Annotated in this window: 19 protein-coding genes; 6 read left to right on the forward strand and 13 right to left on the reverse strand. The window is 64.3% G+C overall.

The window, feature by feature from the left end; all coding sequences use genetic code 11:
• Positions 1–44: 44 nt before the first annotated feature.
• The 3 genes from I6F31_RS06740 to I6F31_RS06750 all read left to right on the forward strand — a co-directional run bounded on the left by I6F31_RS06740 (position 45) and on the right by I6F31_RS06750 (position 3,498).
• Positions 45–1,643 (forward strand): glycosyltransferase 87 family protein, encoded by a 1,599-nt coding sequence (locus I6F31_RS06740; RefSeq protein ID WP_157783955.1) that lies wholly within the window; start codon positions 45–47, stop codon positions 1,641–1,643.
• Between the two features lie 74 nt (positions 1,644–1,717).
• Positions 1,718–2,950 carry a glycosyltransferase family 87 protein gene (locus tag I6F31_RS06745; protein WP_051056817.1) on the forward strand — a complete coding sequence of 411 codons (1,233 nt, stop codon included), beginning with the start codon at positions 1,718–1,720 and terminating at the stop codon, positions 2,948–2,950.
• A gap of 251 nt (positions 2,951–3,201) precedes the next feature.
• Positions 3,202–3,498, forward strand: coding sequence for a hypothetical protein (locus I6F31_RS06750; RefSeq protein ID WP_035998615.1), 297 nt, complete (start codon positions 3,202–3,204; stop codon positions 3,496–3,498).
• A gap of 147 nt (positions 3,499–3,645) precedes the next feature.
• Here I6F31_RS06750 and I6F31_RS06755 read toward each other — a convergent pair whose 3' ends face one another.
• Together I6F31_RS06755 and I6F31_RS06760 are read right to left on the reverse strand one after the other, a co-directional pair.
• Positions 3,646–4,875, reverse strand: coding sequence for a glycosyltransferase family 87 protein (locus tag I6F31_RS06755; protein WP_035998612.1), 1,230 nt, complete (start codon positions 4,873–4,875; stop codon positions 3,646–3,648).
• 168 nt (positions 4,876–5,043) lie between these two features.
• Complete coding sequence (locus tag I6F31_RS06760; RefSeq protein ID WP_035998610.1) at positions 5,044–5,208, reverse strand: Flp family type IVb pilin; 165 nt, start codon at positions 5,206–5,208, stop codon at positions 5,044–5,046.
• A 297-nt stretch (positions 5,209–5,505) separates the two neighbouring features.
• On the opposite strand from I6F31_RS06760, the gene I6F31_RS06765 reads away from it, so the two are divergent.
• The 3 genes from I6F31_RS06765 to I6F31_RS06775 all read left to right on the forward strand — a co-directional run bounded on the left by I6F31_RS06765 (position 5,506) and on the right by I6F31_RS06775 (position 9,663).
• Positions 5,506–6,996 (forward strand): hypothetical protein, encoded by a 1,491-nt coding sequence (locus I6F31_RS06765; protein ID WP_225185177.1) that lies wholly within the window; start codon positions 5,506–5,508, stop codon positions 6,994–6,996.
• A gap of 44 nt (positions 6,997–7,040) precedes the next feature.
• A complete protein-coding gene (locus I6F31_RS06770) occupies positions 7,041–8,603 on the forward strand; it encodes a hypothetical protein (RefSeq protein WP_035998596.1) in 1,563 nt (520 codons plus the stop codon).
• A gap of 64 nt (positions 8,604–8,667) precedes the next feature.
• Entirely contained in the window at positions 8,668–9,663 is a 996-nt protein-coding gene (locus I6F31_RS06775) for a glycosyltransferase family 2 protein (protein WP_035998595.1), read from the forward strand.
• Between the two features lie 64 nt (positions 9,664–9,727).
• On the opposite strand, the gene I6F31_RS06780 is transcribed toward I6F31_RS06775, so the two are convergent.
• The 11 genes from I6F31_RS06780 to tolB all read right to left on the reverse strand — a co-directional run bounded on the left by I6F31_RS06780 (position 9,728) and on the right by tolB (position 23,913).
• Positions 9,728–11,167, reverse strand: coding sequence for a hypothetical protein (locus I6F31_RS06780; RefSeq protein ID WP_225146445.1), 1,440 nt, complete (start codon positions 11,165–11,167; stop codon positions 9,728–9,730).
• A 121-nt stretch (positions 11,168–11,288) separates the two neighbouring features.
• Positions 11,289–12,521, reverse strand: a complete 1,233-nt coding sequence (locus I6F31_RS06785; RefSeq protein WP_225151209.1) for an APC family permease — start codon at positions 12,519–12,521, stop codon at positions 11,289–11,291.
• Between the two features lie 9 nt (positions 12,522–12,530).
• Positions 12,531–13,370, reverse strand: a complete 840-nt coding sequence (locus I6F31_RS06790) for a universal stress protein (RefSeq protein WP_225185178.1) — start codon at positions 13,368–13,370, stop codon at positions 12,531–12,533.
• A 253-nt stretch (positions 13,371–13,623) separates the two neighbouring features.
• Complete coding sequence (gene ftsH, locus I6F31_RS06795; RefSeq protein ID WP_035998585.1) at positions 13,624–15,546, reverse strand: ATP-dependent zinc metalloprotease FtsH; 1,923 nt, start codon at positions 15,544–15,546, stop codon at positions 13,624–13,626.
• Positions 15,547–15,822: 276 nt separating this feature from the next.
• On the reverse strand, positions 15,823–16,878 hold the full coding sequence (gene tilS / locus I6F31_RS06800) for a tRNA lysidine(34) synthetase TilS (protein ID WP_225185179.1): 1,056 nt from the start codon (positions 16,876–16,878) through the stop codon (positions 15,823–15,825).
• A 125-nt stretch (positions 16,879–17,003) separates the two neighbouring features.
• Entirely contained in the window at positions 17,004–18,119 is a 1,116-nt protein-coding gene (ybgF, locus tag I6F31_RS06805) for a tol-pal system protein YbgF (protein WP_225185180.1), read from the reverse strand.
• 207 nt (positions 18,120–18,326) lie between these two features.
• Entirely contained in the window at positions 18,327–18,815 is a 489-nt protein-coding gene (gene pal / locus I6F31_RS06810) for a peptidoglycan-associated lipoprotein Pal (RefSeq protein ID WP_035998574.1), read from the reverse strand.
• Between the two features lie 244 nt (positions 18,816–19,059).
• Complete coding sequence (locus I6F31_RS06815; RefSeq protein ID WP_035998571.1) at positions 19,060–19,821, reverse strand: hypothetical protein; 762 nt, start codon at positions 19,819–19,821, stop codon at positions 19,060–19,062.
• A 168-nt stretch (positions 19,822–19,989) separates the two neighbouring features.
• A complete protein-coding gene (locus I6F31_RS06820) occupies positions 19,990–22,311 on the reverse strand; it encodes an EAL domain-containing protein (protein WP_036021865.1) in 2,322 nt (773 codons plus the stop codon).
• 36 nt (positions 22,312–22,347) lie between these two features.
• The gene (locus I6F31_RS06825) at positions 22,348–22,491 is read right to left on the reverse strand and encodes a hypothetical protein (protein WP_225185181.1); all 144 of its coding nucleotides are present in this window, start codon (positions 22,489–22,491) and stop codon (positions 22,348–22,350) included.
• Between the two features lie 78 nt (positions 22,492–22,569).
• A complete protein-coding gene (gene tolB / locus I6F31_RS06830; protein ID WP_035998559.1) occupies positions 22,570–23,913 on the reverse strand; it encodes a Tol-Pal system beta propeller repeat protein TolB in 1,344 nt (447 codons plus the stop codon).
• Positions 23,914–23,916 lie beyond the last annotated feature (3 nt).

Here is a 23,916-nt window from a genome sequence, read left to right on the forward strand (position 1 = left end):
TGATGCTGGAACGCGCGGCCATTTCCTCCGATCTGCAAGAGGTCATGTCCCTGCCCGCGGCCGACAGGCCGCGGCGATCGTGGGGGGCGAAGCAGCGCGGCAATGCGCTTGCAGCCATCGCCGTTGTCGTCTGCGCGATGCTGGCGGGCGCGCTCTACACCCTGGCGATGGGCGAAGACGTCAACTGGGATTGGCAGAACTACCACGAATACAATGTCTGGGCCGTTCTCAGCGGCCGCTATGGCGTCGATGTGGTCCCGCCGGGCTTTCAGACCTACTTCAATCCGCTCGTCTATTTTCCGGTCTACTATCTCCGCCATGTGCTGCCGGCGCCCTACGGTCTGATGATCATCGGCGCCGTTCACGGCCTCAACCTCGCGCTGATCTGCCTGTTCGCACGTCTGGTGCTGCGCCAGGCCGCAACCATCGCGTCGGTCGCAGCAGTGGTCGTCATCGCTGCCTCGGGTCCGATGACGCTCTCGGAAGTCGGCACGAGCTTTTCCGACGTGCTGCTGGCCTTGCCCGTGATCGGCGGCTGTCTGCTGGTTCTGGCGGCGGATCGCCGACCCGCGATCTGTGTCCTGCTCGCGGGATTGCTGATCGGTGCCGCCGTCGGGCTGAAGCTGACCAATGTCGTCTACGCGATCGGCGCTGCCGCGGCGCTGCTCGTCTCCGCGCGTCCGCTGCGGGCGATCACGCTTCTTGGCATCGGCGGAATGGCCGGCGCGGCGCTCACCGGCGGCGGATGGTGCCTGATCACGTGGCGCGACACCGGCAATCCCATCTTCCCGCTGTTCAATGCACTGTTCCAGTCGAGCGAGGTGGCCGGCGTCAACCTGATGGACGCGCAGTTCATGCCTCATGGCGTGCTCGACGCACTGGCCTACCCCTTCTACTGGCTGATCGGCGACCACCGAGGCGCGGAGCATCCGTTCCGCGACGCGCGCTTCGCGGTGGTGACGGTCCTGCTCGTGCTCGGCCTGTGGGTCCGCGCGAGGCGCAAGCGCGCGATCCTCACCCGGGGTGACGTGCAGCTGGTGGTGCTGTTTGCGGCCTCTTACCTCGCATGGCTCGGCTTGTTCTCGATCCAGCGCTATGCGGTGGTTCTGGAGCTCCTGTGCGGCCCGCTGATCGTTCTCCTGCTCACGCGCCTCGCTGCGAGCACCGGACCGTCATCGCTGACGGCGTCCCCTCGTCCGCTCGCCGTGTTGACGTTGACGCTCGCAGTCGCGATCGCAGCGTGGTCGCAGCCGGCGGACTGGTGGCACCGCCCCTGGTCCGACGTCTACCGGCCGAAGATCGCCCACGAGCTCGATCAGCCCGCGACCTATTTCATCCTCGGCAAGCCGCTGGCCTATATCGCGCCGCAGCTGCCCTCCCAATCGCGCTTCTACCTGCTCGCCGATATCGCCGTGCCGATCGTCCCCGGCGGCATCTTCGACCAGCGCATTCGCGCCGGGCTGAAGACGCCGCTGCCCGGCGGCGTCCGCGAATTGCACATGCGCGGCGATCCGGACCGCAGCGCGCTGCTGGATCGCTACGAGCTCACCATCGATCGCTCCCGGCCCTGCGTCACCATTGAGGGCGCCCGCCCCGGCACGGTGATCGAAAGTTGCCCGCTGATCGCGCGGACTGCGCATTAGTCGCCGTCCGCGCGGAACTCAAACTTGAGAACCATCGCGCCTCTCGAACAGAGGCCTTACCCTTTGAGCGTACAATGAGTCATGGCAAGCTCGGCACAGACAATCCAGCATCAGTAAGGATCTACGCGTCCCTCACCGTGGTCGCTGCGGCCATTCTGCTGGCGGTTGTCATATTTGACTTCCAACTGGCAGCAGCCCAGTCGTTCCCATCGTTCGTACTTGACCCAGGCGGCTTTCCGGTTGGTCGAGATTTTCTGAACACTTGGATAGGCGGCCGATCGGCTTTTTCCGGCGGCCCTGCGGATTGGTTTGATTCCAGCGCCTACATGGCTGCGATAGCGAAGGTGACCGGCATTCCCGATTTGGCACCTCTGTATTGGTCGTATCCGCCGCATCTTCTGTTCTTCATTTGGCCCTTTGGTTTGCTCGGTTTTCTGCCGTCGTACATTGTGTGGTGCGTCACCGGGCTTGCCCTGTACGTTTGGGCGGCAACATCATGTGGTGTCGAACGAAAATACTGGGTGTTTCTGGCCGTCGCACCTGCCGTCACGGTTAACGTATTCCTCGGCCAAAATGGCTTCTTGACCGCTGCGCTCTTGATCGGCGGTCTGGCAAACCTCGAGCGGCGGCCGATACTCGCTGGAATTTTGTTTGGTATGCTGACTATCAAGCCGCAACTCGGACTCCTGCTTCCGATCGTGCTGGTGCTGGGAGGGCACTGGCGAGTCATTGGTTCAGCCGTCGTCATGACGGTGTCGCTTGTCGCCGCGACTGCAGCATGGTTTGGGCCAGAAATCTGGATCGCATATTGGCATAAAGTTTTGCCGCAACAGCACGAACTGCTCGACGTGGCAGGTATCATGGGCTGGCCGATCGTTGCCTCAGCCTTGATCAACGCCCGCCTTGCGGGTCTTCCGGCTGATTTGGCCTGGGTAGTGCAAGGAGCGGCGTCGGTATGCGCCGTCGGTGCGGTGGTTTGGACGTTCTGGCGCAAGCGCGATCCGGTCCTCTCACTAGCGCTCTTCGTTACCGCCACCTTCTTGTTTTCACCCTGGATCATGAACTACGACATGGTCGTATTCGGATGGATTGTCGCGCTTCTGCGTCAGCGCGGAAACGAAGCATTCGCCGATCAAATTCTTTCGCTTGCGTTGTGGATGTTGCCTATTCTGATGTTTCCATTCGGCTTCGCGCAAATACCGATTGCTCTACTGATCCTCCCCTTGTTCGCCGCTCGTCTGCTGTGGCGGTTGTCCAATGATAGATCAAAGCAAGCCTCGTCAGTGACGTCGCCAGCGTTAGCTTGAGTGGCGACATTTCCTGTTGCGCGACGCCATCGAGTTCGATGAAGACATCGAGTGCCCGTTCAATTGCGGGCGAGACGTCAACGGTTCGCACGGGAACCTCGCAGGCGAAAAAGGGGAGCCTTGGCTGTTGGCGCTCGCCAAACCGGCGCCTTTGACCTAAGCGAACTTTCCGCTTCGTGCTATACGCTGCATCTAAGCAGCAGGACGGAAAACCTATTGCGCGAAGATTATGAGCTAGTCGGTGGACGCGGATGTATCGAGAACTCTCCATCTGGAAACGAATTGACGCCAAAAGAGCAGTTCACTTCAGATGCTTTGAGGATGTTGCGTCGCACCTTTTCTGCGTCCAAAGCGCCGACTTCTATGCCTTGCCGGTGACGGTCGACGCCCGTCGCGAGCTCGACCGCCAATTCATCGAGCTCTTTATCGAAGTGGAGCCGAAGAAACGCAGTCGATGGTTCGCCACCGTTGAGCAGGCCGTTGCTGCACATGAGGAGGAGTTTTCCTCGATGGCTCGAATTATCGCCGAGCGGGAAAGGAAGCGATAACGCGGTATCCGGAACGGGCCCATCGCAGCAGTTGAGGAATATCAATTGTTCCGCCGCCTAATAGATGGTGCAGCCTCCATCATTGCGCTGACGGCGAACGCCTCACGCCCCAACGTCTCACCCGGAGACCGAGCATGACTGAACTCCTCAGCTCGTTCGCGTGAGAGCGAGCTGCGCCGATGCGGCCTCGGCACTCCGCCAGGCTGCGCAGCGTCCGAGGATCAGCCCGAACACGATCAGGATCGCCGGGAAGCCGACCGGTTGCCCGAGAAACAGGAAGCTCGCAAGCAGCGCGAAGACGAGCGCCAGCGCCATCACCTCGTGGCGTGCGAAACCTTCATCGAGCCCGGCGCGGATGAGGAACGCCACCGCGATGCCCAGCACGACCAGATCGTACATGAAAAGATAGGGCGTCGTGAGCAGCGTCGCCGTGGCGAGCATCGCTGCCTTGAGGGCGTAGGGCAGCCGGCTCCGCCACACCACGACCAGCGCCACGGCCACAGAAGCGGTCAACACCCACTGGAATATCCATGCGAGCTGCTCGGTGCCGCCGACATAGCGCACCAGCGCGAAGATGCTCTGCATCTTGAACCAGGGCGCCCTGCCTTCGGTCAGGAAGGCCTGGGAGAACATCGGAATCCAGTGGAAGAACGCCTGCCAGCTTTCGGTGCCGAAGGCGAGCCAGGACATCGCGGCGATCGCGACGGTGACGATCGCGGCGGTGAACAGCACGGTCCATTCGGCGGCGGCGAAGAGAACCAGCGGAAACAAGAGACCGTATTGCGGCTTGTAGCTGAGAAGGCCGAGACAGATGCCGGCCAGCACCGGCCGCGTCGGCAGCAGATAGAGCATGCCGCCGATCAGCGAGGCCGTGAGGAAACCGTTCTGCCCGACCAGGATGTTGAGGAAGGCTGCCGGAAATCCAACCGCAATCACAAGGCCCGCATTGCGTCCGATGATCGCGCGCATCACGGCGAGATAAGGCACCATGCTGAAGGCGGCCCAGCCGATGAAGGCGATCGCATAGGGAAATTGCGCGAGGAAGGACGCGACGAACAGGAAGGGCGGCGGATAGTGCCAGGCGAAATGGCCGACGAAATCCTGCTTGAGCAGCGCAAGCTCGACCTGCTTCTGAATGTCCCAATCCCAGGCCTGCGCGGGGTGCCCCTCGAGCGCCAGTCTTCCGGCCGCCCAGACGTTGACGAAGTCCGTGGGGATGCCGCGCCCGTCGGCGTCAAAGATCCAGAGATGGGCGAGATAGGCCGTCGGAAAATACGCCAGCGTGACGATCGCCAGCACGAAGGAGATGTTGACGAGGATCGCTGGGACCGCACCGTGACGGCCGATTGCAGGCGGAACGGAGGAGGCTTCGGCCATGCGGCTTCCTTACGCGATCATGTGAGGCGGATGCGTCCAAGCCATACACCCGAGTGACTTGAAGGAGGCTTAAGCCCGATCGTCCAACGCCCCGCGCCGAATTCCCGGGCAAAGCAAAAGAGCCCCGTCGATGACGGGGCTCCTCGCTATTCCGCTGGTCGTCCGGCCTTACTTGAGGCTGGTCGAGATCGAGCTGAACTTCGTGTTCAGCGTGGTGCCGAGGTTGTTGACGACGGTGATGATCGCCAGCGCGATGCCGGCAGCGATCAGGCCGTATTCAATGGCGGTGGCGCCGGATTCATCCTTCATGAAACGCGCAACGAGGTTCTTCATAGAGTGCTCCAAATGAGTACACGAGGCTACAACTGATCTGGTCTCTTCGGCTTCCCAGCGCCGCCCGACCATGGCAACGGAACGTAGAGGCAAAGAATTGCACCGCAGTTAATTCGGCTGCGTAAACACCGAGCGGATTGCGTGTATCGGCCCATGGTAAATCCAAGTTCGAAACAATCCGTTAAATTGTAAGCATCTGACGCCGGCCTGGCGCGGCCGGTTTACCCGAAGTTATGACCGGCGTGGTCCAATGCCGCCCGCTCGGGCCGGCAAGAACAACCAGGACGACGAGACGGCATGTCCCTTTCTTTCGCCAACAGCATCGCGGTGCAGGGCCGCGCGCGTGCCCTGGTGCCGTTGTGCGTCGGCGCCGGCGCCTATCTGTTCTTCCTGTTCCTGGGCGATACGCTGCTTCAGGATTCCGACTCGTTCTGGCAGATCAAGATCGGGCAATGGATCCTCGATCACCGCGCCATGCCCATGATCGATTTCTATTCCTTCACGCGGACGGGCGCGCCGTGGATCTCGACGTCCTGGCTGTCGCAGGTCGCGTTCTCCTTCTCGCATGCACAATGGGGCTGGGCAGGCCCCGTCATCCTCACCGCGGCCGCCATCGCGCTCGCACTCGCGATCCTCGTGTATCTGCTCGAGGCGCATATCGGAGCCCCGCGCGCGGTGCTGTTCGCGATGCTGGCGCTGCTGCTGTCGATCCATCACGTCCTGGCGCGGCCGCATATTCTGGCGCTGCCGGTGATGGTGGCGTGGGTCGGCTTGCTGATGGCGGCTGCGAGCCGCCGGAGCGCGCCGTCCTGGACCTGGCTGCCGCTGATGGCGCTGTGGGCGAACCTGCACGGCGGCTTCGTGCTCGGGCTCGCGCTGATCGGCCCGATCTCGCTCGAAGCGGTCGAGCATGCCGAGAAGGGACGGCGGCTCGCCCTGTTCATGCGCTGGGTGCTGTTCGGAATCGGGGCGCTGATCGCGAGCTGCTGCACGCCGTACGGCTGGCGAACGCTGCAGGGCGCGACCAACATCCTCAGCCTCGGCGAATTGCTGACGCTGATCGTCGAATGGATGCCGGCGAACTTCGCCACGTTCACCCCGTTCGAAGGCGCCCTGCTCGCCCTGATCGCATTCGGTTATTATCGCGGCCTGGTGCTGTCGGCACCCCGGATCTTCCTGATCCTGTTCCTGACCTGGAGCGCGCTGAGCCACGTCAGGAGCATCGACGCATTTGCATTCCTGGTGCCGCTGGTGCTGGCAAAGCCGCTCGGCGAGATGTTCCCGCAGCCGGCGCTTGAGCCCGCCGGTGCCGACAGCTGGCCGGGCCGCTATGTCACGGCGCTCGGCGCGCTGATGATCGTGGCGGCAAGCTGGACCTCGACCTCGCTCTATCTGGGGCACCACCGCTTCACCTTCACGACGACGCAGACGCCGGTTGCGGCGGTCGACCTGCTCGAGCAACGCAAGGTGCAGCGCGTCTTCAACGCCTACCAGTTCGGCGGCTATCTGATCTCGCGCAATATCCCTGTTTTCGTCGACGGCCGCGCCGAGCTCTACGGCGAGAAATTCATCATGGACTTCTTCAAGGCGACCGAGGGCAAGAAGCCCGAGCTGTTGCCGCGCCTGCTCGACGAGCACAAGATCGATGCGACATTGCTGGGCGCGGATGCGCCGGGCCCGCAGATCCTCGACCAGCTCAAGGGCTGGAAGCGGATCTATGCGGACGACATCGCCGTGATCCACGTGCGCGACGCCGCAGATGGCGCGACCGCGGCGCCTTCGAAGTGACGACCCACTCCAGCGCGCGTCTTCGGCCTCAGCGACTTCATCAGATGGTTCCTTCCAGCAAGCCGATCCTGACAGATCCGGCGCGTTCCGCCCCGGACCGAGCCGTGGCGATGATCGTGCTTGCGATGCTGGCTGTGGTCTCGTTTGTTCCGGTGCTGCTGACGCCCATTCCGGCGATGGTCGATTATCCCAATCACCTCGCCCGCATGTCTGTTCTGAGCCAGAACGGCACCGCGGGTGCAAATCCGTATTACGAGGTGAGGTGGGCCTTCTATCCCAACCTCGGAATGGACCTGCTGGTCCCGCAGCTGGCGCGGCTGATGAGCGTCGAGAACGCGACGCGGCTGTTTCTGTTGCTGAGCCAATGCCTGATCGTCACCGGTGCGCTTCTGCTCGAATGGGTCCGGAAGGGACGCATCCATCTCGCCGGTTTCGCCGCGCTCGCTTTCCTCTATTGCCTGCCGTTCAGCTGGGGTTTCGTGAACTTCGAGTTCGGGCTCGGCCTCGCGCTCTGGGGCATCGCCGTCTATCTGATGCTGGCCGAAGGCCCCTGGCCGCTGCGCTTCATGGCCAATCTGATCTTCGTCGCCGCGCTCTATGTGGCGCATTTCTTTTCGCTCGGCATCTATGGCGCAACGCTCGGCCTTTTCGAGCTGTCGCGCATCCGCCAAGGGCGGGTCGCTTATCCCGTCGCGGCCGCGCGGCTTGGCGCGCTAGCCCTACCGGCGCTTGCGCTGCTTGCGATCATGCATGTCACGGCAGGCGCGATCGGAAGCCAAGGCAATGACTGGTTCCTCGCATTCAAGCCGGTCTGGCCGCTCCGCATCATGAACGGTTACAATCTGACGGCCGCGGCGGTGACGGGGCTGACCCTCATGACCGCGTTGCTGTTCGCCGCAAGGCGCGGCTTGCTCAGACTCGAGCCGGCCGGGATCTGGATCGCGCTCGGTCTTGCGCTCCTGTACGTGGCCATTCCCTCGAGGCTGTTCGGGACCTCGTTTGCCGACCTCCGCGTGTTTCCTGCTGCGGCGCTGATCCTGCCGGCGTTCTGCTCGCTGTCGCTGCCAAGCCGGGCTTGGCGAATGGCTGCACTCGCTGCGATCAGCGGCATCACGCTGATCAATCTCGCCGTTGTCTTCACGGTATGGCTGCCCTACCGCACTGACTACGCGGCCATTATCGAGTCGTTCCGCAAGGTCGAACGTGGCTCGCGCGTCCTCGTCAGCAATGCGGACGAAGCTGGCGACCCGCCCTTCGCCGATCTCACCGCGTATCCGATGTATTATGCGCCAACGCTGGCGGTGCACTATGCCAATGCGTTCGTGCCCAATCTCTTCACGGAGGCGGGCAAGCAGCCTGTTCGGGCCGTCGAGGCCGTGCGCCATCTTGCCACTCCGGATGGCGGACTGGTGTCCTCAGGCCTGCTCACCGCGATAGCAGCGGGCCACCCGCCGGCGGACTCGCCGCGCTTTGTCCGCACCTGGTACCGGGATTTCGACTACCTCTATGTGCTGGGACCGCGGGCCGCAAACCCGCTGCCGGATCTGCTGGAACTATTGGAGACCTCGGATCGGTTCGTGCTCTACAGGATTCGCCGCAAGTCCTGAGAAAGGCGACCTTAACCACCTGCCCGTAGACTTCCGTCCCTGCAACCCAGCTGGACTCCTTCGCATGGCGGCCAATTCCGGACCGATCCGCTACAGCCTCGTCATTCCCGTCTTCAACGAGGAAGCCGTACTGCCGATATTGTTACGCCGGCTCGACTTCCTGCTGTCCCGGCTCGACGGGCCGGCAGAGGCGATTTTCGTCGACGACGGCAGCAGCGATTCCAGCTCGATCGTGCTGCAGGCACTCGCTGTGCGCGACGCCCGCTTTCGCTATATCGGCCTGTCGCGGAATTTCGGCCATCAAGTCGCCATCACCGCCGGCATGGACGCCGCGCAGGGCGACGCGATCATCGTCATGGACGCCGATCTGCAGGATCCGCCCGAAGTGATCGAGCAATTGATCGCAAAATGGCAGGAAGGCAACGACGTCGTCCACGCCCGCCGCCTGTCGCGCGAGGGAGAGAGCCGATTCAAGCGCGCGACCGCACACCTGTTCTACCGGCTGCTCGGCAAGATGTCCTCCGTCGGCATCCCCGCCGACGTCGGTGACTTCCGCCTGATCGATCGCAAGGTGCTGGACGCGCTCAGGCAGATGCCGGAGCAGGATCGCTTCGTACGCGGCATGATCGCCTGGCTCGGCTTCCGCCAGGCCGAGGTCACCTTCCATCGTCTCGAGCGCGCCGCGGGCGAGACCAAGTACCCCCTGTTCAAGATGATCCGCCTAGCGGTGAACGCCGCGCTCGGCTTTTCTGATCTGCCCTTGCGCCTGGCGATCTGGTGCGGATTGACCGTCTCGGCATTCGCACTGCTCTACGGCGGCTGGGTCGTCGTGATGTGGCTGAGCAACGACGCTCATCTCGTGACCGGCTGGTCCTCGACCATCGTCCTCCTCTCGCTGTTGTGTGGAATGAACATGCTGATGACGGGGATCGTGGGCCTTTACGTCGGCCGCATCCATGCCGAAGTAAAGCGCCGTCCACTGTACGTGGTCCAGAAGCGAGCCGGCTTCGATCGCAACGAGGCGGCGACCGTACCCGCCAAGCACGCAATCACCGAGTGATCCGCCGCAATCATCTCGGACGTGAGGCCAACACCTCGTCTTCGATGCTGCTGCCGAGCGGGCTTTACTGCATCTCCCGGCGCTTGTGGACGACCGCCACATCGTCGCTGTACACGCGCTGCCAGTGCGGCAACCGGTCAAGCATCGCTGTGGCGGGCGTATTCGGTGCGAGCAGCGTCGCGCGGATCTTGTAGTCGTCGAGCAGCTTGAGAAAATCTCCGAGGTCAATCAGCGCCAGGGCGCGATTGTAGCGGTCGATGAACGGTCCGCCGAACAGTTCCGCGCGGCCGTCGATGAAGGTTGGAATGCCGGCAAAGACCAAATAGCCGCCGAAGGAATAATCGTTGAGCAGCGGCCCCGCCTTGGCGAGGTCGGCACGGGCGACCGCCGCCTCGGGGGTGATGAGGGGAGCCGGCCGGATGTCGCGCGCCAGCGCCAATCCACTCATCGCGGCCAAGATGCCGAATGCCGCCAGGTTCAAGCCACGCGAGGAGCGGTCGGTCTCGTTCCCGCTCGGCCCGCCGAACCTCCGGGCCAGCGGGGCCGCGAGGTAGAGCGGTGCCAGCATGGCCAGCAGATCCGCATTGCGCATCTGCGCCAGCGCGAAATGGAGCAAGCCGATCACCACGAGGGTCCGCACGACCGGCAGCGTGACGCCGCGCGAGAGCGCGAAGATGCCCCCCAGCAACAGCAGCTCGAAGCCGCCGATGCGGCTGAAATCCTGCGGCCGCCATTCCGCGATCCAGGCGAGCGCGGGACCGAGGCCGAGTGTCGTGATCGGCATCAGCAGCGGTTCCGGCCCATGCGGCGTCAGGCAGGATGCGGCGACGGCAAGCAGTGTGAATGGCACCCAGCGCAGCAGCACGCGTGGCCATTGGCTTCGCTCCTCGCGCAGCAGCGCCTCGAGCACCACGGGTCCAATCAAGCCAAGCGCCAGCACTCCGCTGCCGTGCAGATTGCCCCACACGACCAGCAGCGGCAGGGCCCAGTATGGTGGCGGCCTGCCATGATCCATGCAACGCACCAGGGCAGCCGCCCAGATCACCATGATGGGCATCACGAGCACGTGTGGCCGCGCCAACATGTGCGGCGCCGTCAGGATGACGGCCGCGATCACCATGATCAGCGTCTGGGTCGGCGACAGCTCGCGCAGCAGGAAGTATGTGAGCAGACCAAAGGCGAGTGCGATCGCCGCGGCCGCGACGACGACGACGCCGGACCAGCCGGACAGGACGTAGGCTCCGGCATAGATGACTTCCGACAGCCATTCGAACGTGATCCAGGGCGCGCCATGCTTCGAAAACGAAAATGGATCACTCGTCGGCAGGGCCCCATGCGCCATGATCCAGCGCCCGAGCTCGACGTGAGAATAGCTGTCGGGATCTCCGAGCAGCTTCGGGCCGACAGCCAGCAATACAGCGTAGACGGCGAGCCCCACAGCCCAAGGGAGCACTGCACGCGCCGAAAACGGTTGAACCGCGCTGGAGACGACCTGATCAGTCATGGCGGGCCAAGCTAGGCCTTAATTGTTAAGGTGTTCTTTAATGTTTCACCGATCGCGCGTGCGGAAGCGAGAGAACCGCCATCGCAACGCCCGGGTCCTCCGCCGAAACGCCACGCGGGCGCTATCGCACGAGATCGATCAGGAGCAACGCGGCGCTTGTGAACAGTCCTGCGATCGGCACCCAAATGGGCACGAAGAACACGCCGGCGGGAGGCTTGGATTCTCTCGTCTTGATGCGAAGAAGCGCCAGGTTGACCAGGACGAAGATCCCGAGCGTCAGGCGTGAGGTCCATTCGGCCAATCCGGTCAAGGGAATGCCGAGGGCGAGGATCAGGATGGCGCCCACGCCGAAGAGGGTTGCAACCACCGGCGCTCCGCTTCTGGCGTTCACACGGGCCAGAAAGGCCGGAAGGCTGCCTTGGTCCGCAAGCCCGTACAGCACACGTCCGATCATCAGCATGTGAACGATGATCCCGTTGACCGTCGCAACTATCGCGATGACGCTCAATACCGAGAGGGGAAGACCGGTCAACCGCTGAAAGACAAGTGCAAGCGGAGCCGAGGCGTGCGCGAGCTCGGCCGGGGGCACCGCGACCACCGCAACCCAGACGACGATCATGTAGAGGAGCGCGGTCACGCCGAGGGTGATGAAGAGCGCCCAAGGCAGCGTTTGGGACGGATTCTTCATTTCCTCGGAGATGTTCACGAGGTGCTCGAACCCGATGAACGCAAACACGGCGAGCAGCGACGTCTGTGCGATCCCGGTCCACGCTGCTTTATCGCTCAGGGGAGCCAACAGTTCGGGCAGCCGGGAGACCAGGGCGTCGCCCTCAAACAGCCCGGCTCCGACAATGAGGACCAATCCTCCGATCTCCACGACCGTCATCAAGCCGGCGAAGCTGATGGACTGAACCGCGGACAGGCAGGCGATCGCTCCCATCGCGAGCACGACGCCGGCGATGATCCAGCTGGCAGGCAGCGGCAGGAACACGCTGATATAGCCGGCGCTCCCCACGGTGATGGTCGCGCCCGAAATCGTCGCTGCAGCCACCACGAGCAACCCTGTGGCACCGCTGAGCCATTTTCGATGAAACGCGGCCTGGACATAGGCGGCCTCGCTCGCCGCGACCGGCAGTCGCGTGCCCAGTTCGGCAAAGCTCCCGGCCGTCACGCCCATCACGACCGCGGCAACGAGGAACGCCAGAGGTGCATGCATTCCGCTCCGGGCAGCGGCCGCGCCCACCAGGACGTAGATTCCGGCGCCGATCGTCACGCCGAGCCCATAGAGGACCGCGTGCGTGAGCGTCAGCGATCTGACCAGTTTCGTAGACCCGAGCGGCGCCACCTCCTGCATCACCAAGCGTCAATGCGAAAACAGGATCGGCACCGGCGGCTTGGACAGCAGGCCCCTGGTCGCGCCGCCGAGCACGAATTCCCGCCACCTCGGCGTTCCGTACGCGCCCATCACGAGGACGTCGATGCCGTGGGACAGCACGTAAGATGTGAGGACCTCGTCGATCGGCTTGCTCTCGGCATCGATCTCATCCAGCACGACCTCGATGCCGTGACGAGCCAGGTTCTTCGCCAGTTCTCGGCCGGAATGTCTGGAATCCAGGGGCTTTTCGTTGGTGACAGTCACGACGCGCACACTTCTTGCGCTTTCAAGCAAAGGAAGTGCGTCGGAAACCGCTCGCGCAGCGGTGCGGCTGAAGTCCCAAGCCACGCAGATGGCATCGAGCCGCAACGGACGCGACCGCGGGCCGGTGGGCAGGATCAGCGTCGGCCTGCCGGATTCGAAGATCACCTCCTCGGCGTACCCCAGATCATGGCAGTCCGGCACCGCCATGATCGTGAGATCGCGAAGCCTTGCATAGTCAACCAGCAGCGCGGCCTCGCTGGCGGTTGCACATTGCTCGAAGATGGTCTCATGCCGGACGCCGGATCTGTCGGCGGAGGCTTCGAATGCGGCAAGCAGGGCTTTCGCATTCTCGCGGCTCTTGGCGGCCTCGCGCGCAATAAGCGCGGGTATGTCCAGGATGACATCCCCGAGCAGGCTTGTGCGCACCTCCGCATGGACCTCGCAGGAAATGGCTGCGAGGTGCGCCCCCAGGGTGGCGGCCACCGAGACGGCATCGTCGATCACTGAAACCGGCGTCGGCTCCGGGTAGCTCGCCAGGGTCAACAGAACATCCTTGAAAGCCATGTGTGCCTCCTTTGACGAGTCGGAGCCTAACGCTGTCGAGATGCTCCTTCTTGACCCACCGCAACCGATTCAGCCGGATGGCTGTGGCAAAACGGCCCAGGCTCGAACGATGGCGCCGGAACAGAACGCTCTGGTTCGGCGGCGCCTGCCTTGCGGGAGGGGCCAGCGCAATGCCAGCTCGCGAAGGCGCGCTCGGACAATAAAAAACGCGGCGTTACCGCCGCGTTTTTCGATTCTCAGCTGCAGCTTGGAATTACGCCTGCGGCTGCGGCTCGAGGCCGGGATCCGGATCGGGACGCGGGCGCGGCTTGCCGGCCGGGGGCACGGCGGAGGCGCGCGGTGTGGTCGGCTCGAGCACGGACTCGCGGTTCGGCTTCTTGCCCTTGAGCAGGTCGACGATCTCGTCGCCGGTCAGCGTCTCGAACTCGAGCAGGCCCTTGGCCAGCGTCTCGAGATCGGCGCGCTTCTCGGTGAGGATGCGCGTCGCCTCCTTGTAGCCTTCCTCGACCAGACGCTTGATCTCGGAATCGATCTTCTGGACGGTGGCTTCGGAGGCGTTCTGCGTGCGCGACACCGACATGCCGAGGAAGACCTCGTCCTGGTTCTCGCCATAGGAGACGGTGCCGAGCTCTTCCGACAGGCCCCAGCGCGTCACCATCATGCGGGCCAGGCGCGTGGCCTGCTCGATGTCGGACGCCGCGCCCGAGGTCACCTTCTCGCGGCCGAAGATCAGCTCTTCGGCGACGCGGCCGCCCATCATGATGGCGAGGCGCGAGGTCATCTGCTCCAGCGACATCGACAGCTTGTCGCGCTCGGGCAGCTGCATGACCATGCCGAGCGCACGGCCGCGCGGGATGATGGTCGCCTTGTGGATCGGATCGGTCGCGGGCACGTTGAGGCCGACGATGGCGTGGCCGCCCTCGTGGTAGGCCGTGAGCAACTTCTCTTCCTCGGTCATGACGAGCGACTTGCGCTCGGCGCCCATCATCACCTTGTCCTTGGCCTCCTCGAACTCGGCCTGCGTCACCATCCGCTTGTTGCGGCGGGCGGCGGTCAAAGCGGCCTCGTTGACGAGGTTCATCAGGTCGGCGCCGGAGAAGCCCGGGGTGCCGCGCGCGATGGTCTTGAGATTGATATCGGGCGCCAGCGGAACCTTGCGAACATGCACCTTCAGGATCTGCTCGCGGCCGACGACGTCGGGGTTCGGCACCACGACCTGACGGTCGAAGCGGCCCGGACGCAGCAGCGCGGGATCGAGCACGTCGGGACGGTTGGTGGCGGCGATCAGGATCACGCCCTCGTTGGCCTCGAAGCCGTCCATCTCGACCAGCAGCTGGTTCAGCGTCTGCTCGCGCTCGTCATTGCCGCCGCCGAGACCGGCGCCACGGTGACGACCGACGGCATCGATTTCGTCGATGAAGATGATGCAGGGCGCATTCTTCTTGGCCTGCTCGAACATGTCGCGGACGCGGCTCGCGCCGACGCCGACGAACATCTCGACGAAGTCGGAACCGGAGATGGTGAAGAACGGCACGTTGGCTTCGCCCGCGACCGCACGCGCGATCAGGGTCTTACCGGTGCCGGGAGGACCGACCAGCAGCACGCCGCGCGGAATGCGGCCGCCGAGGCGCTGGAATTTGCCGGGGTCGCGCAGGAACTCGACGATCTCCTGCAGGTCCTGCTTGGCCTCGTCGACGCCGGCGACGTCCTCGAAGGTGACGCGGCCATGGGCCTCCGTCAGCATCTTCGCACGCGACTTGCCGAAGCCCATCGCCTTGCCGGCGCCGCCCTGCATCTGCCGCGACAAGAAGATCCAGACGCCGATCAGCGCGATGAAGGGCAGCCAGGAGACCAAGAGCGAGACGAACCACGGCACGTTGTCGCCGGGCGGCTTCGCGGTGATCTGCACCTTGCTGTCATAGAGGCGCTTCACCAGCGTCGGGTCGTTCGGCGCGTAAGTCTGGAAGCTGGAGCCGTTGGTGAAGGTGCCGTGGATGTCCGGCCCCTGGATCACGACGTCGCGCACATTGCCGCGGTCAACTTCGCTCAGCAGCTGCGAGAAGGCGATGTCCTGCGAGGAGGCCCGCTGACCCGGATTCTGGAAGAGCGTGAACAACGCCAACAGCAGCAAGACAATGATGACCCAGAGGGCGAAATTGCGCAGATTGGCGTTCATCGATCTTCCTTCGTGGTCGCGCGGATCGCGGCCGTGATCCTTGGGCAGTTGATTTGGTCAATGCGAGGAAATCCCAAGGAATCCTCATCGTTAGACGGATACAATTTAGGTGCCGCCCCGGTCGCTGCCAAGGGAACGAGATGGGACTATTTATCCCATCTTAGCGCGATTCCCGCTGAAATCATGGCGTCCGAACCCGGGTTTTTCCTGCCTGGTTAAGGTGGCCTGACGGCACGGACGCGAATTGACCGGTGTCATGATCCGCTCTCGTCGCGCTCATCTGCCCTTGCGCCGCCGGGCCGGCGCCGGCGCGATCTGGATACGCCCGCCGGCAAGGCTGATCAAGGCTCCCGCGAGGGTCTGCTTCAGAACCGGCCGGCCATTTGCGGCTGCACGGGGGCCGGCGATCGCCCGATCAAGCACCGACATCAGGGTTTCGACCTTGCCGAGTTCCGCCGGTCCTTCATGGCCGAGCGCGTTGATGGCCCGCAGCAAGAGCCGCAGCCGCACCTCCTCCGGCAGGGCGGCAAAGGCCGAGGCCTCGAAGCTCCTGGCGCCCGCCTGCGGCGCATCGCCGCGATCCCGCAGGCGGAGGAAGCGCTCGGCGCCGTCGGCGAGCACCTCGACCGCCGCATTGGCCCGCGCCAGCCTTGCCGCGAGCCGCGCCAGATTTCTGGCGTCGCCGCCCTCGGCCGCGAGGAGCGGCAGCAGCGCGCGCAGCCGCGGCCGTGTGAAGGCGGTGTCGCGGTTGGTGGGATCCTCGGCAAAGCCGATCCTCGCCCGCCGCAAGGTCGCGATCAGCTGCGATTTCGGAACGTCGAGCAACGGGCGCGCCAGCACGATTCCGTCGCGCTCGGTGAATGGAGCCATGGCCGAGAGCCCGGCAAGTCCGCTGCCGCGGAACAGGCGCATCAACAGGGTCTCGGCCTGATCGTCGCGGGTGTGGGCCGTCAGGACATGGCTCGCGCCGGCGGCACGCGCGGCCTGTGCGAGCAGGCGATAGCGGGCCTCGCGCGCGGCGGCAGGCAGCCCCGTCTTCGGCTTTTCACCGCGCCAGCGCAGGGTCCGGTGCGGCAATCCGAGCGCCGAGGCGAGCCGCTTGACCTCGCGCGCCTCGCGGGCGGCCTCCGGGCGCAGGCCGTGATCAATCGTGACGACCGTGAGTTGCGGGCCTCGCGCGAGGCTGCGCTGCCAGCGCGCTGCAAGCCACATCAGGGCAACCGAGTCGGGCCCGCCGGAGACCGCGAGCACCAGCGCCGGGGCATCTCTCAGGCCCGCGAAGAGCCGCCTCGCCTCGCGCGCCGAGATCGGTGAATCGTCGTCGTCTGACATGACGCTGCAATCGTCCGCGGGAATGGATCGAATGTTTAGCGCAACGCCATCCGCTTTGTCAGCGACCGCTCTTGTTTGAGCATGATCTTTTCGGAAAACCGCTGCACACTTTTCCGGATCATGCTCTAGCACTTCACCCGCTTCTGCTCGCGATCGACGGCGGCTTTGACGCCGGCGGAGGCGCGCGGATATTTGCGGCCGATCTCGCCGAAGGCGGCGCAGGCGGCCTCCTTCTCCTTCAGCGCGGCGAGCGACTGGCCGAGCCGCAGCAGCGCATCCGGCGCCTTGGCCGATTTCTCGTATTTGGTGGTGACGGCGAGGAACGCTTCGGCGGAATCGCGATATTGCTGGCGCTGGAAATAGCTCTCGCCGAGCCAGTATTGCGCGTCGCCGACCAGCGGGTCGCTCGGAAATTTCTGCGTGAAGTTCTTCATGGTCTGCTCGGCCAGCGCGTAGTCCTTGCGCTGCATGTAGCCGATGCCGAGGTCGAACTCGTCGCGGGGCGTCGCCGACGGCGGCAGGGTGGCCAAAGCAGCGCCACCGGCCGGTGCGGGATAACCCGATTGTGCCGGCGGATAGCCGGGCTGCGCGGCCGGCGGCACACCTTGTTGGTAGCGCGGGCTGGTGTTGGCGAGATCGAGCGGCTCGCCCGCATTGCGGCCGCCGCCAGGCGTGACCGCCGGCATCGGCTGCTGCCCGCCGCCGAGTGCGCGCGGCGCGCCGGGTGCATTCGGGTTCTGGTTGGGGTCGAAGGCATCGCCGCGGCGGCGCGTGCCGGGAGCGCCGGGCGCCGGCTGCTCCTGAACGATCGGCGCGGGCGCTGCGATCTGCGGCTGCTCGTAGCTCGGCTGCGCGGCTTGGCTCGGCTGCGCGGCTTGGCTCGGCTGCGCGGCCTGCTGTTGCGGCGGCTGGCGATATCCGGGCGCGACCTGCCCCGGTGCAATCTGGCTGGGTGCGATCTGCGCGGGCGGCATCGCCGCGACGTTGGGTGCCTGCCCGGGCGCCCCTTGCGCGCCGCCCTCGAGCGCCCGCAGGCGCTCTTCGAGCTGGCGGTTGCGATATTGCAGCTCCTCGTTCTGGCCGGTGAGCTGGCGCAGCCGGTTCTCCAGCCGCTCGATCCGCATCTCCGGGTCGACATCATCCGACTGCCCGTAGACCGATTGCGCAAGCGCGGGCGAGCACAAAGAGAGCAGCGCGGCGGTCGCCGCGGTACCGGTAAAAGCCTTAAATCTGGATGACATCTTGCCCTGACGACGAAAGCGAAATGGCCTGCGACGGAACCCTCGACGCGCCACACATTGAAGTGGAGTACGCCAAAAATGTGACTGATACCAAGGGGTTTTCAGTCACAGAATGCTGAAACGAAACCGGCGCCCGAGAGGGCGCCGGCATCATCCAATTGCAAAGCTGAACGGGGCCTGACTGACCACCGGGGACCTGACCGAGCGTCAGGAGCTGGCGTTCAGGACAGTGACGGCGCGGCGGTTCTGCGACCAGCAGGAGATGTCGTTACAGACGGCGACCGGCCGTTCCTTGCCGTAGGAGATCGTGCGCATGCGGTTCGGGTCGATGCCGCGCGAGGCGAGGAACGAACGGACCGACTGGGCACGGCGGGCGCCGAGCGCGATGTTGTATTCGCGGGTGCCGCGCTCGTCGGCATGACCTTCGATGGTGAAGGAGTAGCGCGGATAGGTCTGCAGCCACTGCGCCTGCTTCTCCAGGGTCACGATCGCCTGCGGGGTCAGATCGGTCTGGTCGCTTTCGAAGAACACGCGGTCGCCGACGTTGACGACGAAGTCCTGCTGGCTGCCGGGCGTCGCCGCATTGGCCATCGCATCCGTCGCGGCATTCTTGTTGGCGCAGGCGCCCATCGACAGCGCGACGGCGAGCACCGCGGCCAGCTTCAATCCCTGGAGGATACGCATAGGATGTCTCATTCCGGAGCCTCCACGCTCACGTTAGTCCACTGCTGTCCGGTCTACAGGGGGTTGGTTAAGCGAACGTTCCGTCAACCTTGACGGAACCTTGCCTCAGCCGGTCAAATGCCCCCAACCAGCGAAAAGCAAACGTCATGGTTAATGGGTTGTAAATGTGGCGCGAGGGTGAAGGCAAGCCGCGTCGGCCGGCAAAAGAGCCGGCACTTGCTGGAATTTTGGGCCGAAATGACCGGGGAGCGCCCGCCTAGACCGAACCGAGCGCTTGAGAGGCCACGTCCAGGGTGCGCGGCGTGGTGAGCAGAATCGGCCGCGTGGCGGCCTGCCGGGGGATGCTGCGTTCAAACAGCATGCGCCGCTCGAACGCGCTGGAGCGCATGATCGGAAAGCGCGCGAGCACCTTGTCCCGCTGCCGCCGGACGTCGGTGGCCATCAGGACCGCCTTCTTGGTGGGCCAGCCCGGAAAGCCCCGCGGCTCCGGCGAAATGGTCTCGTGCAGGAAGATGCGGCGGTAGAACGCCTGATGATCGGTCCGGATCATGGCAAGGCCGGTGTCGGCGTTGAAATGATCGCACGCGACAAAGGCGAGGCGGACGGTCAAATAGGGCAGCTCGGGAAAGCGGTGGTGCTTGTCGGGATCTGCAACGAGCCGGCACGGATCGACAAAAACCTCGCCGCGATCGAGGCGGGGATGCAGGATGTCGCCGAACACCTCGGTGGTATAGGACATCCGCCATTCCGACGTCAGCAGATGGATGCGGACGGAGCTGCAAAGCTCTCCGTCAACATAGACCCCGAAATTCCAGGTGTTGGGCGTTTCGTCGAAACGATCGCTGACGCGCAGCGAAGGTGATGGCTCGATCAGACCGGCCTGCAGATAGGCGCGGTAGCGCATCAGATACAGGTTGTCCTTGTCCTCGGGCGTTTCGATGAGCCGATAATCGATGCGGTCAAACAACGCGGCGCCTCGTGGAAGGAGCGCCGTGTTCGGTTCGGCTCCGGACTTCATCTGCAACCTCTGACTCCAAGCAACTTCCACGAGTAGCCAGACCTTAATGGTTCCTTAACGGAATTGCAAAGCTATAGAATCGTTAGGGTTAACCTTTGCGAGCCCGCAAGACTACGGTGCAGATGGGAGCCGATTGCGAGGAGAGGAGCTGCCGGGAAGGGATCGGGCCTATCGCGACGACACGAGGGCGAGCTGGTCGTCGGGCACGCGACGACCATGCGAGGCGTTGAGCAATTGCCGGATTCGCACCGCCGGTACGGGCCGGCTGAACAGGTAGCCCTGCCCTTCGGTCACGGTGCCGTCGGCGCTGATCAGCTCGAGCTGCTCGTTGGTCTCGATGCCTTCGACCACGACGGCCATGCCGAGATCGGCGGACAGCCGCGCGACACCGCGCAGCAGCGTCAGCGGCCGGTCGGAATCGATGCCTTCGAGGAAGGAGCGATCGATCTTCACCTTCTGCATCGGGAAATTGTGCAGGTAGCTGAGGCTGGAATAGCCGGTGCCGAAATCGTCGAGCGAGATGCGCACGCCGAGCGCATGCAATTGCGACAGGATGTCGTGAGTGAGCTGGGTGTTGCGCAGCAGCGAGGACTCGGTGATCTCGATCTCCAGACGATGCGCCGGCAGGCCCGACACTTCGAGCGCGTAGCGGATTTCGCTCAGGACGTCGCGCTGGTGGAATTGTTGCGGCGAGAAATTGACGGCGACGCTGACGCCTTCCGGCCACTTCATGCATTCCATGCAGGCGCGGCGCAGGATCCAGCGGCCGAGATCGACGATCAGGCCCATGTCCTCGGCGACCGGGATGATGTCGACCGGCGAGACCGTGCCGCGCACCGGATGATTCCAGCGCAGCAGCGCTTCGCAGGTGGTGATCTTGCCGGACCTCAGATTGACCAGCGGCTGGAAGAACAGCTCGAACTCCTCGTTGGCGAGCGCCTTGCGCAGGTCGAGCTCGAGGATACGGCGCGCCTCGACGGTCGCGGCCATCTCGTCGCGGAAGAAACAATAGGTGCCGCGGCCGTCGGCCTTGGCGCGGTACAGCGCCATGTCGGCGTTCTTGAGCAGCGTGTCGGCGCTGGTGCCCTCCGGCGAGGTCAGCGCGATGCCGACGCTGGCGCCGATCTCGACCAGATGATTGTCGATGCGGTACCGCTCGCTCAACCGCTCGACGATGCGGCGGGCGAGTGCCGCGGCATCCTCGGGCGACGTGAGGTTCTGCTGGAACACGACGAACTCGTCGCCGCCGAACCGGGCGACGAAATCCTCGGGGCGCAGCATCTCGCGCAGGCGGTTGGCGACGGCGCACAGGAGCTGGTCGCCGCAGGGATGGCCCAGCGTGTCGTTGACCTGCTTGAACTGGTCGAGGTCGATGAACAGCAGCGCGGAGAGCTGCGCCGCATCGTGGGAGACAGCCAGCAGGTGCTCGATCTGGTCGCGGAAGTTGACCCTGTTCGGCAACGCCGTTAGGTCGTCGTATCGCGCAAGATGGGTGATCTTGGCCTCGGCGTTGCGCCGCTCGGTGATGTCCTCGAGCAGCAGCACCGCCCCTCCGTCCGCCATCGGCTGAACGGTCCAGCACAGCGACCGATTTCGCTCCAGGTTCGCCTCGGCGGTGATGATCTCCTTCTCCCGCGAACTTTCGATGCCGGCGACGATATGCTCGCCGTCCGCGCTCGAGATGGATCTTGCCTGCACGCACGCCGCGATGATGTCGCGCGCACTGGCGCCGCTCCGAGGCAGATGGTCGGGCAGGTTCATCATCGCCGCGAAGCGGTGATTCATCACCGCGAGCTGGCCATCGCGATGGAACATGCAAAGACCGTGCGGCATGTTGTTGAGGGCGGTATCGAACTGGCCCGCAAGTGCGGCTTCGCGTTCGCGCGCCACCACGGCGCCCATGAAGATCCGGTGCAAGTTGACCGAGAGCTGCATGATCGCCAGCAGGAAGGCCGCGCTCACAACGGCCATCGCGATGTAGTAAGGCGTGCCGCGCCACGCCAATGCCAACACCGCCGGGGCGAAAATGAGCAGCGCCTGCAGATGGAAGATCGACGGTCGTCCGTACGCCCTTCCCGCTCCCCCTGCGGCAATGCCTGTCGTGACCGACAGGGCAATCATATGCGCGACCGCGTCGTCGGTGGCGAGCAGAGTCGTGCCGCACCAGATGCCGATCGCTGCAGCTTGGATCTTCGCGCCGATCTGATACCGCGCCTGCCAGCGTTTGGCCGCCTCGGCGGTCACGCTCGACTTGCGTCCCTGATAGCGACGCAAATCGATCGCCCGCACCGTTCCGGCCAAGACGAGCAGCGCCACGCACGCCCAAATCAGGGGCTCACCTGTCTTCAGCGCAGTCAGCGCAGCACCGATCGACACGAAGATGAGACCGGCCAGCAGCGGTCCGGGCGCTTCAAAGAGCGAATCGATCTGCGCCGCCGGATTGACCGGCGGCGGCTGCCCCTGCTCTCCGCTCTGGCTTGCGAACTGCATTTTGGTTTGTACGCGCGTCCTGTTCAGCGCGTAGTCTTACCTAGCCGAGATGAAGCTTTTCTGAGGGAACATCGTTAAAGTCGGGTTGTTTTTCGGCAATAGCGAAATGATTTTCGCTGGAATATCAAGCAGGTAGGCAAGCCTTGCCGGGCGCAAGGTGAAGGAAGTGTTGCCGGTCACGGCAAACTCGGAAAAAATCGGCGCGGTTTTTCGAAAACATCGCGCGTCTGAACGCGCGATGTTTCAACTGCGCCGTTGTCAGCCCGAGGTCGAGGACAACAGTGGCGACCATGCCGGGTCCGAGGCAAAGCCCGGAGTCGGCACCTTCAATTCGTTGCGGCCGGAGATGTCGACCGAGTACAGCGACGGCCCGCCATTGCCGCCGGGATCGCGGAAGAACATCAGCACGCGGCCGTTCGGCGAGAAGGTCGGGCCTTCGTTGTGAAAGCCGGAGGTGAGCAGCCGCTCGCCCGAGCCGTCGGGCTTCATGACGCCGATCGCGAACTGCCCGCCGCCCTGCCGGGTGAAGGCGATGTAGTCGCCCTTCGGCGACCACACCGGCGTCGAATAGCTGGCGTTGGTGTCGTCCTTGGAGAAGGAGATGCGCTGCGCCTGTCCGCCGCCCGCACTCATCACGTAGATCTGCGACCTGCCGCCACGATCGGACTCGAAGCAGATGCGGCTGCCGTCGGGCGAATAGGACGGCGAGGTGTCGATCGCCGGCGTGTCGGTGAGACGCGTAGTCGAACGCGAACGCAGATCCATCACGAACAGGTTGGAATTGCCGCCCTGCTGCAGGCTCATGATGACGCGCTGGCCGTCCGGCGAGAAGCGCGGCGCGAAGGTCATGCCGGGGAAGTTGCCGACGATCTCGCGCTGGCCGGTCTCGATGTTGTAGAGATAGACCTTCGGATCGCCCTGGCCGAACTCCATGTAGGTGATCTCTTGCGAGTTCGGCGAGAAGCGCGGGGTCAGCACGAGATCGGAGCCGCGGGTCAGATAGCGCACATTGGCGCCGTCCTGATCCATGATCGCGAGCCGCTTGACGCGGCGCTCCTTCGGCCCGGTCTCGTCCACGAACACGACGCGGCTGTCGAAATAGCCCTTCTCGCCGGTCATGCGCTCGTAGATCTGGTCGGAGATGATGTGGGCGATGCGGCGCCAATATTCCGGCGAGGTGAAATATTGCTGGCCGGCGAGCTGCTGGCCGGAGATGACGTCCCACAGACGGAATTCGGCCTTGAGCCGCCCGTCCGGCTGCCGCGTCATGCGGCCGGTGACGAGCGCCTGCGCGTTGATGGTCTTCCAGTTCTGGAATTGCGGCGCGACATCCATGTTGTTGATGCGCTCGATGAAGGCGGCCTGATCGATCGGCGCGAACAGGCCCGAGCGCTTCAGATTGTTGGTGATGACCTGCGTGACGCCGTTGCCGACGTCGCCGTCGGAGGGCGAGCCGGGCAGGAAGTTGCTGATCGCGATCGGGATCGGCTGGAATTCGGTGGGATTGATTTCAAGCCGCTTTTGCGGTTGGGCGAGCGCATGTCCAGCCCCAAGCGTCGCAAGCGCGGATCCGGTCAGCGTCATGAAGCGGCGGCGGTTCATCGA

Source organism: Bradyrhizobium sp. NBAIM01 (assembly GCF_020194115.1).
Taxonomy (GTDB): Bacteria; Pseudomonadota; Alphaproteobacteria; order Rhizobiales; family Xanthobacteraceae; genus Bradyrhizobium; species Bradyrhizobium yuanmingense.

What these genes read in the sequence shown, in the direction of transcription:
- ftsH (WP_035998585.1), bottom strand. Translation starts at nt 15,546, where the DNA reads ATGAACGCCAATCTGCGCAATTTCGCCCTCTGGGTCATCATTGTCTTG.
- tilS (WP_225185179.1), bottom strand. Translation starts at nt 16,878, where the DNA reads ATGTCAGACGACGACGATTCACCGATCTCGGCGCGCGAGGCGAGGCGG.
- I6F31_RS06770 (WP_035998596.1), top strand. Translation starts at nt 7,041, where the DNA reads ATGGTTCCTTCCAGCAAGCCGATCCTGACAGATCCGGCGCGTTCCGCC.
- I6F31_RS06740 (WP_157783955.1), top strand. Translation starts at nt 45, where the DNA reads ATGTCCCTGCCCGCGGCCGACAGGCCGCGGCGATCGTGGGGGGCGAAG.
- I6F31_RS06750 (WP_035998615.1), top strand. Translation starts at nt 3,202, where the DNA reads ATGTATCGAGAACTCTCCATCTGGAAACGAATTGACGCCAAAAGAGCA.
- pal (WP_035998574.1), bottom strand. Translation starts at nt 18,815, where the DNA reads ATGAGACATCCTATGCGTATCCTCCAGGGATTGAAGCTGGCCGCGGTG.
- I6F31_RS06820 (WP_036021865.1), bottom strand. Translation starts at nt 22,311, where the DNA reads ATGCAGTTCGCAAGCCAGAGCGGAGAGCAGGGGCAGCCGCCGCCGGTC.
- I6F31_RS06765 (WP_225185177.1), top strand. Translation starts at nt 5,506, where the DNA reads ATGTCCCTTTCTTTCGCCAACAGCATCGCGGTGCAGGGCCGCGCGCGT.
- I6F31_RS06815 (WP_035998571.1), bottom strand. Translation starts at nt 19,821, where the DNA reads ATGAAGTCCGGAGCCGAACCGAACACGGCGCTCCTTCCACGAGGCGCC.
- I6F31_RS06785 (WP_225151209.1), bottom strand. Translation starts at nt 12,521, where the DNA reads ATGCAGGAGGTGGCGCCGCTCGGGTCTACGAAACTGGTCAGATCGCTG.
- I6F31_RS06745 (WP_051056817.1), top strand. Translation starts at nt 1,718, where the DNA reads ATGAGTCATGGCAAGCTCGGCACAGACAATCCAGCATCAGTAAGGATC.
- I6F31_RS06755 (WP_035998612.1), bottom strand. Translation starts at nt 4,875, where the DNA reads ATGGCCGAAGCCTCCTCCGTTCCGCCTGCAATCGGCCGTCACGGTGCG.
- I6F31_RS06760 (WP_035998610.1), bottom strand. Translation starts at nt 5,208, where the DNA reads ATGAAGAACCTCGTTGCGCGTTTCATGAAGGATGAATCCGGCGCCACC.
- I6F31_RS06775 (WP_035998595.1), top strand. Translation starts at nt 8,668, where the DNA reads ATGGCGGCCAATTCCGGACCGATCCGCTACAGCCTCGTCATTCCCGTC.
- I6F31_RS06790 (WP_225185178.1), bottom strand. Translation starts at nt 13,370, where the DNA reads ATGGCTTTCAAGGATGTTCTGTTGACCCTGGCGAGCTACCCGGAGCCG.
- tolB (WP_035998559.1), bottom strand. Translation starts at nt 23,913, where the DNA reads ATGAACCGCCGCCGCTTCATGACGCTGACCGGATCCGCGCTTGCGACG.
- ybgF (WP_225185180.1), bottom strand. Translation starts at nt 18,119, where the DNA reads ATGTCATCCAGATTTAAGGCTTTTACCGGTACCGCGGCGACCGCCGCG.
- I6F31_RS06780 (WP_225146445.1), bottom strand. Translation starts at nt 11,167, where the DNA reads ATGACTGATCAGGTCGTCTCCAGCGCGGTTCAACCGTTTTCGGCGCGT.